Source organism: Pseudomonas sp. P9_31, from assembly GCF_034008235.1.
Classification (GTDB): domain Bacteria; phylum Pseudomonadota; class Gammaproteobacteria; order Pseudomonadales; family Pseudomonadaceae; genus Aquipseudomonas.
This window is the reverse complement of record NZ_CP125375.1, coordinates 4,459,080-4,471,921: the sequence shown is the minus strand read 5'-3', so window position 1 is coordinate 4,471,921 and position 12,842 is coordinate 4,459,080. Positions and strand designations below refer to the sequence as shown.

Annotated in this window: 13 protein-coding genes, 1 pseudogene and 1 riboswitch; of the genes and pseudogenes, 7 read left to right on the top strand and 7 right to left on the bottom strand. The window is 60.3% G+C overall.

Annotated elements, in window-relative coordinates; all coding sequences use genetic code 11:
- Window positions 1-9 precede the first annotated feature (9 nt).
- Both QMK51_RS20050 and QMK51_RS20045 read right to left on the bottom strand, forming a co-directional pair.
- Complete coding sequence (locus QMK51_RS20050; protein ID WP_320391348.1) at window positions 10-885, bottom strand: pirin family protein; 876 nt, start codon at window positions 883-885, stop codon at window positions 10-12.
- A gap of 64 nt (window positions 886-949) precedes the next feature.
- Window positions 950-1,366, bottom strand: a complete 417-nt coding sequence (locus QMK51_RS20045; protein ID WP_258696896.1) for an OsmC family protein — start codon at window positions 1,364-1,366, stop codon at window positions 950-952.
- A gap of 214 nt (window positions 1,367-1,580) precedes the next feature.
- Here QMK51_RS20045 and QMK51_RS20040 point away from each other — a divergent pair, with 214 nt between their 5' ends.
- On the top strand, window positions 1,581-2,045 hold the full coding sequence (locus QMK51_RS20040; protein ID WP_320391347.1) for a DUF3859 domain-containing protein: 465 nt from the start codon (window positions 1,581-1,583) through the stop codon (window positions 2,043-2,045).
- 69 nt (window positions 2,046-2,114) lie between these two features.
- Here the strand turns inward: QMK51_RS20040 and QMK51_RS20035 are convergent, their stop codons facing one another.
- The 3 genes from QMK51_RS20035 to purM are packed head-to-tail and all read right to left on the bottom strand — an operon-like array spanning window position 2,115 to window position 4,545.
- Window positions 2,115-2,828 (bottom strand): DUF3108 domain-containing protein, encoded by a 714-nt coding sequence (locus QMK51_RS20035; protein ID WP_320391346.1) that lies wholly within the window; start codon window positions 2,826-2,828, stop codon window positions 2,115-2,117.
- An 8-nt stretch (window positions 2,829-2,836) separates the two neighbouring features.
- Window positions 2,837-3,487 carry a phosphoribosylglycinamide formyltransferase gene (gene purN, locus QMK51_RS20030; RefSeq protein ID WP_258696893.1) on the bottom strand — a complete coding sequence of 217 codons (651 nt, stop codon included), beginning with the start codon at window positions 3,485-3,487 and terminating at the stop codon, window positions 2,837-2,839.
- On the bottom strand, window positions 3,487-4,545 hold the full coding sequence (purM, locus tag QMK51_RS20025; RefSeq protein WP_007936066.1) for a phosphoribosylformylglycinamidine cyclo-ligase: 1,059 nt from the start codon (window positions 4,543-4,545) through the stop codon (window positions 3,487-3,489). The genes purN and purM overlap by 1 nt, the downstream gene beginning before the upstream one ends.
- A gap of 376 nt (window positions 4,546-4,921) precedes the next feature.
- Between purM and QMK51_RS20020 the strand changes: the two genes are divergently transcribed.
- From QMK51_RS20020 to QMK51_RS19995, 6 genes are all read left to right on the top strand, one after another.
- A complete protein-coding gene (locus QMK51_RS20020) occupies window positions 4,922-5,977 on the top strand; it encodes a DUF2066 domain-containing protein (protein WP_258696892.1) in 1,056 nt (351 codons plus the stop codon).
- Window positions 5,978-6,007: 30 nt separating this feature from the next.
- Window positions 6,008-7,075, top strand: a complete 1,068-nt coding sequence (locus tag QMK51_RS20015; protein ID WP_320391345.1) for an AI-2E family transporter — start codon at window positions 6,008-6,010, stop codon at window positions 7,073-7,075.
- Window positions 7,076-7,298: 223 nt separating this feature from the next.
- Window positions 7,299-8,003 carry a DnaA regulatory inactivator Hda gene (hda, locus tag QMK51_RS20010; RefSeq protein ID WP_007898944.1) on the top strand — a complete coding sequence of 235 codons (705 nt, stop codon included), beginning with the start codon at window positions 7,299-7,301 and terminating at the stop codon, window positions 8,001-8,003.
- A gap of 226 nt (window positions 8,004-8,229) precedes the next feature.
- The gene (locus QMK51_RS20005) at window positions 8,230-8,868 is read left to right on the top strand and encodes a C40 family peptidase (protein ID WP_320391344.1); all 639 of its coding nucleotides are present in this window, start codon (window positions 8,230-8,232) and stop codon (window positions 8,866-8,868) included.
- A 165-nt stretch (window positions 8,869-9,033) separates the two neighbouring features.
- Window positions 9,034-9,570 carry a C40 family peptidase gene (locus tag QMK51_RS20000; RefSeq protein WP_258696889.1) on the top strand — a complete coding sequence of 179 codons (537 nt, stop codon included), beginning with the start codon at window positions 9,034-9,036 and terminating at the stop codon, window positions 9,568-9,570.
- Window positions 9,571-9,637: 67 nt separating this feature from the next.
- Window positions 9,638-10,300: an O-methyltransferase gene (locus tag QMK51_RS19995; protein ID WP_320391343.1), complete on the top strand. Its 663-nt coding sequence runs from the start codon at window positions 9,638-9,640 to the stop codon at window positions 10,298-10,300.
- A gap of 111 nt (window positions 10,301-10,411) precedes the next feature.
- Here QMK51_RS19995 and QMK51_RS19990 read toward each other — a convergent pair.
- Window positions 10,412-11,733 (bottom strand): annotated as a pseudogene (locus QMK51_RS19990) (PQQ-dependent sugar dehydrogenase).
- Window positions 11,734-11,801: 68 nt separating this feature from the next.
- Window positions 11,802-12,386, bottom strand: a complete 585-nt coding sequence (locus tag QMK51_RS19985; RefSeq protein ID WP_320391342.1) for a hypothetical protein — start codon at window positions 12,384-12,386, stop codon at window positions 11,802-11,804.
- Window positions 12,387-12,540: 154 nt separating this feature from the next.
- Window positions 12,541-12,776: riboswitch (cobalamin riboswitch) on the top strand.
- The last annotated feature ends 66 nt before the right edge of the window (window positions 12,777-12,842 follow it).

Below are 12,842 nucleotides of genomic sequence, written 5' to 3'. Positions count from 1 at the left end.
GCGGTGTTACTAACGCCGAAGATCCGAAGGCAGTTCGATCCGCTCGATTTCCCCCGGCACTGCCGGCCAATCCCCGGCAGCCCAGCGCCGACGTGCTTCATCGATCAGTGCCGGATCGCTGGCCACGAAATTCCAGTTGATCCGTCGCGGCCCATCCAATGGCGCTCCGCCAAACAGCACGGCATGGCAGTCACTCTCGGCGAACAACGTCATTTCTTCCCCGGCCGGCAACACCACCAGCGAGTGCGGTTCCAGCAGTTCGCCGTCCAGTTGCACCTCACCGCTCAGCACATACAGTGCCCGCTCTTCATGCTCGGTGGGAATCAGCAGCGTGGTTGCCGTTTGCAGGTTCAATTCGGCATACAGCGTAGGAGAAAGCACCGGGACCGGCGACTCGAGGCAAAAGCCTGATCCGGCGATCATCCGTATCTTCACGCCAAGGTTATCGCTGACGGGCAGCGTGGTTGCCGGATGGTGGCTGTAGTGTCCCGGACCGTGTTCACGGCCCTTGGGTGACGCCAGCCAGATCTGTAAGCCGTGCATCGTACCGCCGCTGTCCTTCAAGGCGTCGGGCGTGCGTTCGATGTGGGCAATCGCACTGCCGGCGGTCATCCAGCTGACATCGCCGGCATTCACCAGCTGATTGGAACCGAGGCTGTCCTTGTGCTGGATCTGCCCTTCGAACAGGTAGGTCAGGGTGGACAGGCCGATGTGCGGATGCTGGCGGATGTTCATGCCTTTACCCGGCGGATAACGGGTTTCGAGCATGTGGTCGAAAAACACAAAAGGTCCGACGTTGCGGCATTTGGCTGACGGCAGCGTCCGAAGAATCGGCTGGCCTTCGACGTCTTCGGCGCGGGGACGGATCACGAGCGGAGTGTTCATGGTGCTGCATTCCAGGCTGAGCGGGTGACGCCGTGAGCATAACCCGCTTGCGCAGCCCTTGCCGCTATTGGCTGAAGGCGCCTTCCGACAGATGAGTCTCGATGCTGACCTCGGAGGTGGTCATCAGCTTGTGTACCGGGCAGCGGTCGGCCACGCGGTGCAGCTCTTCGCGCTGGGCGTCGGTGAGTACGCCCTTGAGCGTGAGTTTGACGTGCAGGACGTATTTGCCTTTCTGCTCTTCACTGTTGTCGCGCTTGACCTCAACCCCGACGCCGGTCAGTGGGATGTCCTTCTTCTTCGCATACAGTTTCAGTGTCAGGGCCTTGCAGGCACCGAGGGCTGCATCGAAGTAGTCGTGTGGCTCAGGTGCCGTGCCTTCGCCGCCGGACGACTTGGGTACATCGGCAAACAGTTCATGGTCATCGATCTGGACGCTGTGACGAAAACCTTCGGCGGAGACGGTATTGACGGTAACGGTCATGGGAAACCTCGTAGGCAACAGGAAAAGTCATTCGATCAAAAAAGACCCTGAAGTAATAGAGCATTCCTTCACGTTAGCGTTCCACTTTCTTGCCGGGTGATTTGACCACGAGGGGCAAGCCTCGCTCCCACAGGATTGCGCGGAACTCAAGGTTGTCATCGTCCTGTCACCCCCGCGTCATACCCTCGCGCTCATCTCAATCAAGGAGCGCACCATGCACCTCACCCGTTTAACCGCCCTGGCCACGTTGATGTTCGTCAGTGCTCTGGCCAATGCCGAAGTCCGCGTCGAAGGTCCGGTGGAATACGGCGTGTTCGCCAGCGCGAAAGCCGAACTGCAATCGGGCGAGCGAGTTTTGCGCCGCAGTAATGAACAGATTCAGCAGACCGAAATCGTCCCGGCGAAACTGGGCACAAAATTCGGTATGCGTTACCAGTTGGCCGGCAAAGTCGCCGAAGGCGAGCCGCTGACTTTGCTCTATTTCACGCCGGGCATCCGCACCCCGGATGGTGTGCGTCACGACAAACTGGAAGTGATTCAGAAACTGGTGCCAGGCGCTCCGCTGGACCTGATGGCCTTCGAGTTCACTGAAAGTCACGAAGTCGTTCCTGGTGAATGGCGTTTCATGGTGTTCCAGGGCGATCGTCTGCTGGCTCAGCAACGCTTTACAGTGCGCTGATCGCTCCGCTCAACGAAACGCCAGACGAAAAAAAGCCCCGCGTTTGCGGGGCTTTCATGTCGTTGCGGGTCAGCTGCCTTTCACCGTCTTGCCGTTGACCGTACCGTCGAGGAGCATGATGTTGTACTCCTTGCCGTCGGTTTCGACCTGTTGCAGACGGACCAGCAGGTAATCCCAATCCTTGGCGAACCACAGCACGGTGATGCGCTTGCTTTGTGTCGGATCGCGCACGCGCTCGACCTTGATCGCATCGATCTGGCCAGCCTTGGTGTCGACTTTCTCCGAACCCAGCACGCGGAAGTCGTAGGTATCGACTTCGCCGTCATCGACGACCTGATAGCTCATGCTTTTCTTGCCGGCGGCCACGTCATGCTGCAGCGCCAGCTGATAGGTGGACTTGTCGACCATTCCGCGGTTGAGCGGGAGTTTGACGGCGTCACCGCGATCAGTGCCGGTGACCATCTTGTTGGTCCAGTCGAAGTCCAGATCAGCCTTCTTGGCCTTGCCCAGGCCACCGCGTTCGAAGTGGTAGGACTGTGGCAGCAGCGTGTCCTTGTCCAGGGTGAGGGTGCTTTCTTCGGTCAGGCTGGCGATCATCATCGACGCCTTGAAGCTGAGTTTCCAGATGCCGTTGGCTTCCTTGGTCAGGCTGCGTTCGGCGGTGCCGCTCATGGGCAACTGCTTCCAGTCGGCGGTGTAGCTGGCGGAGAAGGGGTGAAGGTCTGCGGCCTGCGCAAACGGCAGGGCGAACAGAGCGCAAGCGAAGAGCAGGGCACGACGCATAAAATCTCCTAGGTTCGAATCAAGTGGCCGCTGGCCGCGAGTAACTGTCCGTCCAGTAAAGCACCTTGTTCGCCAAGCGATAAACGACCTTCGGCAAACCAGCGTACGGCCATCGGGTAGATCAGGTGTTCCTGGGTGTGGACTCGCTGCGCCAGACTCTGCGGCGAATCGTGCAACTCTACCGGTATTACTGCCTGTACGACCAGTGGTCCGCCATCGAGTTCCTCGGTGACGAAGTGCACGGAGCAGCCGTGTTCCGTGTCGCCGGCCTCCAGCGCGCGCTGATGAGTGTGTAACCCTTTGTACTTGGGCAGCAGCGAGGGATGGATATTAAGCAGGCGACCCTGATAGTGGCGCACGAAGTCAGCGCTGAGAATGCGCATGAAGCCGGCCAGTACCACGAGTTTGGGGTTGAAGGCGTCGATCAGTTCGATCAGCGCGGCATCGAAGGCCTCGCGGCCTTCGAAAGCCTTGTGATCCAGGGTGCGGGTGTCGATACCCGCGTCCCTGGCGCGTAGCAGGCCGTAGGCGTCGGCGCGGTTGGAAATCACCGCAGCGATGCGAACCGGGCTTTCGCCGGTCCGCGTGCTGTCGATCAAGGCCTGCAAGTTACTGCCGGTGCCGGAGAGCAGCACCACGACATCACAGGTGGCGGACATCAGTGCGCCTTAAGGTTCTTCAGTTCGACCTGAGCCGCGCCTTCGGCAGCGGTGGCGATCTGACCGATGACCCAAGGCTGCTCGCCGGCTTCACGCAGGACGTTCAGGGCGGTTTCAACGTGCTCTTGAGCCACGCAGATAACCATGCCGACGCCGCAGTTCAGCACACGGTGCATTTCGGTTTCGTCGACGTTGCCTTTCTCTTGCAGCCAGTCGAACACCGCCGGGCGGGTCCAGCTCGCAACGTCAACTACCGCTTGAGCGCCTTTTGGCAGTACGCGCGGGATGTTGTCCAGCAAGCCGCCACCGGTGATGTGGGCCATGGCTTTGACGGCACCGGTGTCTTTGATCAGCTTGAGCAGCGGCTTCACGTAGATACGGGTCGGGGCCATCAGCAGGTCGGTCAGCGGTTTGCCGTCGAGCTGGATGTTCTCGATGTCGGAACCCGACACTTCGATGATCTTGCGGATCAGCGAGTAGCCGTTGGAGTGCGGGCCGGAAGACGGCAGGGCGAGCAGGGCATCGCCGGCAGCGACTTTCGAACCGTCGATGATTTCGGATTTTTCCACGACGCCGACGCAGAAGCCGGCCAGGTCGTAGTCTTCACCTTCGTACATACCTGGCATTTCAGCGGTTTCGCCGCCGACCAGGGAGCAGCCGGACAGTTCGCAGCCTGCGCCGATGCCGGTCACAACTTGTGCGGCGGTGTCGACGTTCAGTTTGCCGGTGGCGTAGTAGTCGAGGAAGAACAGCGGCTCGGCGCCGCACACCACCAGGTCATTCACGCACATGGCAACCAGGTCGATGCCGATGCTGTCGTGTTTGTTCAGGTTCAGCGCCAGGCGCAGCTTGGTACCGACGCCGTCAGTGCCCGAGACCAGCACCGGTTGCTTGTAACCGGCCGGGATTTCGCAGAGGGCGCCGAAACCGCCCAGGCCGCCCATGACTTCCGGGCGCGCAGTGCGCTTGGCGACGCTCTTGATGCGTTCGACCAATGCTTCACCGGCGTCGATGTCTACACCGGCGTCCTTGTAGCTCAGGGAGGGTTGCTTGCTCATGATCCAGGCCTTTAGGGGGGATTCAGGGGTAACGACCGAGTCCAGTGGGGCCACTGAAGCTGGCGAAGGGCAATTGCCGTACGCGAATTTCAGGGCGCCCGGCTGTTGCCGGTCTGCGAAGGCGCGCGATTTTATCAGGCTTGAGGGGCAGCGGCCATCCTCGTGCCGACGGGCAGGGGCATATTGCGTTAAAAAAAAATCGATATTGCCCGTGTTGGTGGCGTCCCACATGGCTGTATAAGGTATCGACGTTAACCGTCTATCGTTATGACAGTGCGAAAACTTACCGGGATCGGGTGAATGTTTTGCTTGGGCGTGTGGTCACAGCCTAGTTCATGCGGTCTGTTCCAGCCGCTCTTGTCGTCAGGAATCTTTCATGCGTTTTCTTAAATTCTTGTTCGTGGGCTGTTTAGCCGTGGTCAGCCTGACCAGCCATGCCGAAACCGTCAAAGGCCTCTATCAAGTGCGCGAGCCCGTCAGCGGCCAGACGCCGGAGGAGCGCGATCAGGCGACTCAGCGGGCGCTGGATACGTTGGTGTTGCGCCTGACCGGCGACCCCAGGGCGGCGCAAAGCCCCGGTCTGGCGGCCGTGCGCAAAGAACCTCAGCAAATCATCAGTCAGTTCGGTTACGACGCCGGGCCGCCGGAGGTGCTGAAAGTCGATTTCGATCCGGCCACCACCGAACAGGCCTTGCGCCGTGCCGGGTTGGCCGTGTGGGGTGCCAATCGGCCGTCGATCCTCGGCTGGTGGTTGAACGACTCCGCCGAAGGCTCGAGCCTGGTGGGCGATGGTCAGGCCAGCGCTGCGCCCCTGCGTCGGGCGGCTCAACACCGTGGCCTGCCGCTGCGTTTGCCGCTGGCGGACCTGAATGAACAGATCGTCGCTACCGCGCCGAATCTGGAAAGTGCTGACCCTGCGCCGCTGCAGGGCGCCTCCGACCGTTACAATGCCGACGCCTTGCTGGCGGTGCATGCCCGTGAAGAGGGTGGCCAATGGCAAGCCAAGTGGCGTCTGTGGTTGGGCGATCAGAAAGAGGCCGGTAGCGTGCAGGGCGCCGATGCCGCCGCCGTGGCCGATGCGGTGATGCTGGCGGTCAGCGAGCGTCTGGCGTCGCGTTTCGTCGCTAAACCGGGTGCGTCCGGCGAGCAATTGCTGGAAGTGCAGGGAATGAATCTGGAGCGTTATGCGACGCTCGGGCGTTTGCTGGAGCCTTTTGGCGCGCGTTTGCTGAGTGTCGATGGCGACCGCGTGCTTTATCGCGTCAACGGCAGTGCCGATCAGCTGCGAGCTCAGTTGTCCCTGGCGAAATTGCAGGAAGTTCCGGCCGGTCAGGCCCCGGCACCCACGGCACCTGTTCCCGTGGCTGCTGGTTCGGCGCCGGCCGCAGCGCCAGGCCCGGCACCTACGCCGCAGTTACGTTTTCGCTGGTAGTTTTTCTTTATATAGAAGCAGGAGTGGTACATGGCCGATACGCGGCGTTGGTTCTGGCTTGGTGGGGTGGTCCTGCTTTGCGCGTTTGTTTACCTGTTGCATCCGATCCTGACGCCGTTCCTGGTGGCGCTGCTGTTGGCCTATCTGTTCGACCCGCTGGTGGATCGGCTGGAGAAGTTCGGTCTGTCGCGGACCTGGGGCGTGGTGGCGGTGTTCGCCTTGTTCACGTTGATCCTTACCGCGCTGCTGTTGGTGTTGGTGCCGATGCTCGCCAAGCAGCTGTTTCGCCTGTATGAACTGGCGCCGCAGATGCTCGACTGGTTGCAGCACACCGCGTTGCCGTGGGCGCAATCGAAGTTGGGTTTGTCGGAGGGCTTTTGGAAGTTCGACAAGCTCAAGGCGGCGATCAGCGAGCACATGGGCCAGACCAGCGACATTGTCGGCGTGGTGCTGAGTCAGGCGACGGCCTCAGGCCTTGCGCTGATCGGCTGGCTGGCCAATCTGGTGCTGATCCCGGTGGTGAGTTTTTATCTGCTGCGCGACTGGGACCTGATGATGGCCAAGATCCGTAGCCTGCTGCCGCGTGATCGTGAAGAGCGCGTCATGTCCCTGGCCGGGGAATGCCATGAAGTGCTCGGAGCGTTCGTGCGCGGGCAGTTGCTGGTGATGCTGGCGCTGGGCGTGATCTATGCCGCAGGCTTGATGATCGTCGGGTTGGAGTTGGGGTTGTTGATCGGTCTGATCGCCGGTCTGGCGGCGATTGTGCCGTACATGGGGTTCGTCATCGGGATCGGCGCGGCATTGATTGCCGGTCTGTTCCAGTTCGGGGGCGATCTGTACCCCATGATCGGTATCGTCGCGGTGTTCATGGTCGGTCAGGCACTGGAAGGCATGGTCCTGACGCCGTTGCTGGTGGGTGACCGGATCGGTCTGCATCCTGTGGCGGTAATCTTCGCCATCCTGGCCGGCGGCGAGCTGTTCGGTTTTACCGGTGTGCTGCTGGCATTGCCGGTGGCGGCGGTGATTATGGTCCTGGTGCGCCACGTACAGGATTTGTATAAGGACTCGGATATGTACGGCGGTATCGACGAGTCTTAGCTGTAAGGTTTTTGATCGCTCGTAGCGGGCAGCCTGGTTTCATGCCAGGTTTGCCTGTCTCCCTTGCGCGGCTGCCACATACGCCGCCAAAGAAACTGTCATTTAACGCAAACCTTTGATTTTGCTTGTGGTCTGTCGCATTGTGCGGTCAGCTTCACGGGTATAAACTTCGCAAACTTTACACAGAGGCCACTAACGGTTCCTTTGGAACTGTTCAGTCAGCATGAAACCGATTCAGCTGCCCCTAGGTGTGCGTCTGCGTGATGACGCTACCTTTATCAATTACTACCCAGGCGCCAATGCCGCTGCACTCGGCTATGTCGAGCGGCTCTGCGAAGCCGACGCCGGCTGGACGGAAAGCCTGATTTACCTCTGGGGCAAGGACGGGGTAGGGCGCACGCATTTGTTGCAGGCGGCGTGTCTGCGCTTCGAACAGCTGGGGGAGCCGGCGGTGTACCTGCCGTTGGCCGAGTTGCTGGACCGCGGTATCGAAATCCTCGACAACCTCGAACAATACGAGCTGGTCTGCCTGGACGATTTGCAGGCGGTCGCCGGCAAGGCGGATTGGGAAGAGGCGCTGTTCCATCTGTTCAATCGTCTGCGTGACAGCGGTCGACGTCTGCTGATCGCCGCCTCGACATCCCCGCGCGAACTACCGGTGAAGCTGGCGGACCTCAAGTCGCGGCTGACACTGGCACTCATCTTCCAGATGCGCCCGCTCTCTGACGAAGACAAATTGCGTGCCTTGCAATTGCGCGCATCTCGTCGTGGCCTGCACCTGACCGATGAAGTCGGGCATTTTATTTTGACCCGCGGGACTCGCAGCATGAGTGCGCTTTTCGAGCTGCTTGAGCGCCTCGATCAGGCCTCCCTTCAAGCTCAGCGCAAGCTGACAATCCCGTTCCTGAAAGAAACCCTCGGTTGGTAAAAAAACCTGGTAAAGCCCAGGTTTTACGCGGGTTCGGCATATTTCAGGCGTCAACAAATCCGCTTTCCTGCAAGGGGGCAGGCTGCGCAAAGATTCAAAATGGGCTTAAGCGCTTAGATGTAAACGAGAAACCGATAAGTCACATAAAGATCGATTGAATTTGCAAATGAGGCTGATAGCGGGCATAGTCTCGGCTTCTTTACAACTATCAGCCACGGTCGTGCCCATGCTAAATCGCTTCGCACCCCTCGTGCCTCTCGCACTCGTCACCCTGTTGTTCGGTTGCGCTGCCCACTCTCCAGTGTCTCAGCAAGAGCAACAACAGCGGGTTTCAAATTCAGTTACCGCGCAGTCTTCTTCCGTTCTTTTCCAGGAAGAGCTAGCCACCAATAAAGAACTGGCAGACTTCGCCGGCGGCAAGTCATACCAACTTCCGGTTCTGGCCGACAGCATCCTCGAACGTGGCATGTCCCTGATTGGTACCCGTTACCGTTTCGGCGGCACCTCCGAGGCAGGCTTCGACTGCAGCGGCTTCATCGGTTATCTGTTTCGTGAAGAGGCCGGCATGAACCTGCCGCGCTCCACCCGCGAAATGATCAACGTTGACGCTCCGCAGGTTGCTCGCAGCGCCCTCAAGCCGGGCGATCTGCTGTTCTTCGCCACCAATGGCCGTCGCGGTCGTGTCAGTCACGCCGGGATCTACCTGGGTGACAACCAGTTCATCCACTCCAGCAGCCGTAAAAGCGGTGGTGTCCGGGTCGATAGCCTGGGCGACAGCTACTGGAGCAAGACCTTCATCGAAGCCAAGCGCGCACTCGCGATGGCGCCGACTGTGGCCCCGGCTATCGTCACTGCACGCAAGTAAGCAGACAGTTTATAAGGTGAACTTAAAGTCTTACTTGAAGTTTGCCGCGTAGCCGCTAGAATCCTGATCTATTATTGATGGCAAACCGCCTGCGTTCTGCGCAGGCGGTTTTCTTTTCTGCCTTTGTGGCAGAAAAAGCCGCAGCCAGATCAGGATGTTCTGTTTATGACGATGTCGGCCCGCCTCGCGCTCATGGTCTTCGCAGCGCTGCTCAGCGCCTGCGCCAGCCGCACACCGCCACCTGCGCCGGTAGTTCGCGCGCCCATTGTTTTCGGTTCCTCCCAAGCCTTTTCCCCGGCGGCAGAAGATGTGCTGTTTCGTGCGCTCGGCCTGGTGGGAACACCTTATCGCTGGGGCGGCAACACGCCGGATTCCGGGTTCGATTGCAGTGGTCTGATCGGTTACGTCTATCGCGATGTCGCGGGCATTTCCTTGCCGCGTTCCACACGAGAGATGATCGGCATGCAAGCCCCCAATGTCGGCAAGGAAGGCCTGCAAACCGGCGACCTGATTTTCTTCGCCACCAATGGCGGCTCCCAGGTTAGCCATGCTGGCATCTACGTCGGCGAAGGCCGCTTCGTCCATGCGCCAGCCACGGGCGGCACGGTCAAGCTGGACAGCTTGTCCAAAGCTTATTGGCAGAAAGCCTATCTGAGCGCCAAGCGCGTCCTGCAGCCTGAGCACTTGGCACATAATCCATAGGGGGCGTTCTCAATGAATTCCCGGCGCGACGGGGAAGCTCATTGAGAACGGCTTAACGGAGGTTGTCATGACCGCTCGCACGCTCAATCTCGACGATTCCCTGTACCACTACCTGCTCGACGTTTCCCTGCGAGAAACGCCGCTGCTCAAGCGCCTGCGCGACGAAACCCAGGCGCTGCCCATGGCTCGCTGGCAGGTGGCGCCGGAGCAGGGGCAGTTCCTCGCATTGCTGGTCAAACTCGTCGGCGCCAGGCGTTTGCTGGAAGTCGGTACCTTCACCGGTTACAGCGCCTTGTGCATGGCCGCTGCATTGCCGGATGACGGTTCGCTGATCTGTTGCGATATGCCTGGCGATTACAACGCCACTGCTCGTCGTTACTGGCAGGAAGCAGGCCTCGCCGGGCGCATTGATCTGCGTCTGGCTCCTGCGCTGGAAACCCTCGCGCAGCTTGAGCGGCAAGGGCAAGGCGAGCACTACGATCTGATTTTCATTGATGCCGACAAGGCCAATTATCCGGCTTACCTGGAGCATGCGCTGCGTTTGCTGCGGGTCGGTGGTCTGGCAGTGTTCGACAACACGCTATGGAGCGGGCGGGTGCTTGAGGCGAATCCCGAGAGCGAAGACACCCGAGCCATCCAGGCGCTCAATCGCGCCTTGAAGGATGACTCGCGTGTGGATCTGTCGTTGTTGCCGCTGGGGGATGGCCTCACGCTCTGTCGTAAACGCTGATCTCTTGTGGGAGCGAGCCTGCTCGCGATCGCGGTGCGTCAGGCCACATCGTCTTTGAATGTGCTGACCCCATCGCGAGCAGGCTCGCTCCCACAGTGATGTGTGTCGCAGTTATTGAGCCGCCGAAACGCGCCACACCTTGTTCCCCACATCATCCGCCACCAGCAGGCCGCCCTGCTGATCGATCACCACGCCCACCGGCCGGCCCATGGCTTTTTCCTCGTCGTTGAGGAAACCGGTGAGCACATCCACTGGCTTCCCGGTCGGTTTGCCGGCGCTGAACGGCACGAAAATCACTTTGTAGCCGCTGTGTGGCTTGCGGTTCCACGAGCCGTGCTGGCCGATGAAGGCACCTTGGGTGAACGGCGCCGGCAGTTTGCTGCCTTCGGCGAACGTCAGGCCCAGCGACGCGGTATGGGGCCCCACCGCGTAATCTGGCGCAATGGCCTTGGCGACCAGAGCAGGGTTTTGCGGCTCGACGCGAACATCGACATGCTGCCCGTAATAGCTGTAAGGCCAGCCGTAGAACCCGCCATCCTTCACTGAAGTGATGTAGTCCGGCACCAGGTCGCTGCCGATTTCGTCACGCTCGTTGACCGCGGTCCACAGTGCGCCGCTCTGTGGCTCCCAGGCCAGACCGTTTGGGTTGCGAATCCCTGAGGCGAAGATCCGATGGTTGCCGGTGGCGCGGTCCACTTCCCAGATCGCCGCGCGGCCTTCTTCCTGATCCATGCCGTTTTCGCCGACGTTGCTGTTCGAGCCTACGGTGACGTACAACTTGCTGCCGTCCTTGCTGGCGATGACGTTTTTGGTCCAGTGGTGATTCAGCGTGCCGCCCGGCAGATCGACCACCTTGATCGGCGGCAACTTGATCGCCGTTTCGCCGTTTCGCCGTTTTCATAGTGGAAACGCAGCAGGCGGTCGGTGTCGGCAACGTACAGGTCATTGCCGACCAGGGTCATGCCGAAGGGCGAGTTGAGGTTTTCCAGGAACACCGTGCGGGTTTCGGCGACGCCGTCGTGGTCCTTGTCCCGCAGCAGGGTGATGCGGTTCGGGCTGGGGACGCCGGCACCGGCGCGGCCCATGACTTTGCCCATGACCCAGCCGCGAATGCCTTTGCCGTCGTCAGGTTTAGGTGGCGCATTGGTTTCGGCCACCAGCACGTCGCCATTGGGCAACACGTAGAGCCAGCGCGGATGATCGAGGCCTTCGGCAAACGCCGCCACCTGAGTCCCCGCAGCGGCGACAGGTTTTGCACCTTGAGGCCAGCCGATCGCCGGGGCGATGTTCACCGTCGGGATCAGGGTTTTGTTCGGTTCTGGCAGCTTGGGCGACGGTCCGGTGCCGTCCGAGACTTGCAGGCTGGAGGTTTCACCACAGGCGGCGAGCCCTCCGGCGAGCGCGATGATGAAAACGAGCTGGGGTTTGCGCATTACTGATCTTCCCTATGAATGCATTGACGTAATCATAGAGAAGCGTAGTCACCCGATGGTTCAACCGGTCAGCCGCGGGCTTCCTTGAACAGCACGGCGATGCCCGGGTGGTAGTTGCCGGCTTCATTGCGCAACTTGCGATAGGCGTAGGGGAAATACCAGGCCACGGCGCAGGTGTGTTCCTTTTGCAGGTCGTCGAGCATGTCCTGGAGCTCTTCCGGGGTGGCGCTGTGCTGGGCTTTTTGTGGCGCGACAAACAGACAGCCGAGCTTCAGGTCGCTGGCATAGCTGATTCGCTTTGCGTCGCTGGTGATGTCCGCCAGTGCCTGGGTCAGGTTTAGGCTGTTGACTCGCGGCCAACGCTGGGTCACCTGGAGGTACGCGCGTTCTTCGCTGGTGGCGATGAACAGATCGGCGCGGGCGTTGCGTTCGCCTTCTTCGGTTTGTTTGCGGGTCGGTGTTTGTTGCAGCGTGATCATTTCCGCCATCCAGGCCGCGGCAGAGAGCAGGCCGAGGTTGGCGTTTTCGTCGTGCCAGTAAGGCGTATCGTTATCGCCGCGCACGGCATTGTAGCGGTCGATACAGTCAAACCAGCGTTCCAGCACCGGGCGCAGGAATTCCAGCTTCGGATTGCTGATGATCATGCCTTGCATGTGGCTCACCTTTGTTATTGTGTTGTGAGGTTGTGGCTCTTTGATATCACTGCTGGCGGTGTGGCACAAGATTGGCGTCAGTTAATTGATCGACGGCAGTTATTCGCTGGCAGGCGGTCCGGCTTTAATTGACGCTCCACCCCCAACCCTCTAACCTTCGCGGCTTGTTTCAGGTGCTCTGTGGCCTTGGTCGACAGAGTGAAACAGGGAAGTCGGTGAGTGACTATCTTCAAGCAACGAAGAGTCATGATCCCGACGCTGCCCCCGCAACGGTAAATGAGTGAAGGCTGCGCCTAGAGCCACTGTGTCGAGTCTCGACATGGGAAGGCGCGCAGTTGGGCCAAGTGCCGCTCATGAGCCCGGAGACCGGCCTGATCCATCCAGCGGCATCACGGTGGGCGATGCCAGGCTTCTTGCCGTCTATTCTTGTGCCTGCCCGCCGTTATCCAGCCTCAA

What these genes read in the sequence shown, in the direction of transcription:
- QMK51_RS20050 (WP_320391348.1), bottom strand. Translation starts at nt 885, where the DNA reads ATGAACACTCCGCTCGTGATCCGTCCCCGCGCCGAAGACGTCGAAGGC.
- QMK51_RS20045 (WP_258696896.1), bottom strand. Translation starts at nt 1,366, where the DNA reads ATGACCGTTACCGTCAATACCGTCTCCGCCGAAGGTTTTCGTCACAGC.
- QMK51_RS20040 (WP_320391347.1), top strand. Translation starts at nt 1,581, where the DNA reads ATGCACCTCACCCGTTTAACCGCCCTGGCCACGTTGATGTTCGTCAGT.
- QMK51_RS20035 (WP_320391346.1), bottom strand. Translation starts at nt 2,828, where the DNA reads ATGCGTCGTGCCCTGCTCTTCGCTTGCGCTCTGTTCGCCCTGCCGTTT.
- purN (WP_258696893.1), bottom strand. Translation starts at nt 3,487, where the DNA reads ATGTCCGCCACCTGTGATGTCGTGGTGCTGCTCTCCGGCACCGGCAGT.
- purM (WP_007936066.1), bottom strand. Translation starts at nt 4,545, where the DNA reads ATGAGCAAGCAACCCTCCCTGAGCTACAAGGACGCCGGTGTAGACATC.
- QMK51_RS20020 (WP_258696892.1), top strand. Translation starts at nt 4,922, where the DNA reads ATGCGTTTTCTTAAATTCTTGTTCGTGGGCTGTTTAGCCGTGGTCAGC.
- QMK51_RS20015 (WP_320391345.1), top strand. Translation starts at nt 6,008, where the DNA reads ATGGCCGATACGCGGCGTTGGTTCTGGCTTGGTGGGGTGGTCCTGCTT.
- hda (WP_007898944.1), top strand. Translation starts at nt 7,299, where the DNA reads ATGAAACCGATTCAGCTGCCCCTAGGTGTGCGTCTGCGTGATGACGCT.
- QMK51_RS20005 (WP_320391344.1), top strand. Translation starts at nt 8,230, where the DNA reads ATGCTAAATCGCTTCGCACCCCTCGTGCCTCTCGCACTCGTCACCCTG.
- QMK51_RS20000 (WP_258696889.1), top strand. Translation starts at nt 9,034, where the DNA reads ATGACGATGTCGGCCCGCCTCGCGCTCATGGTCTTCGCAGCGCTGCTC.
- QMK51_RS19995 (WP_320391343.1), top strand. Translation starts at nt 9,638, where the DNA reads ATGACCGCTCGCACGCTCAATCTCGACGATTCCCTGTACCACTACCTG.
- QMK51_RS19985 (WP_320391342.1), bottom strand. Translation starts at nt 12,386, where the DNA reads ATGCAAGGCATGATCATCAGCAATCCGAAGCTGGAATTCCTGCGCCCG.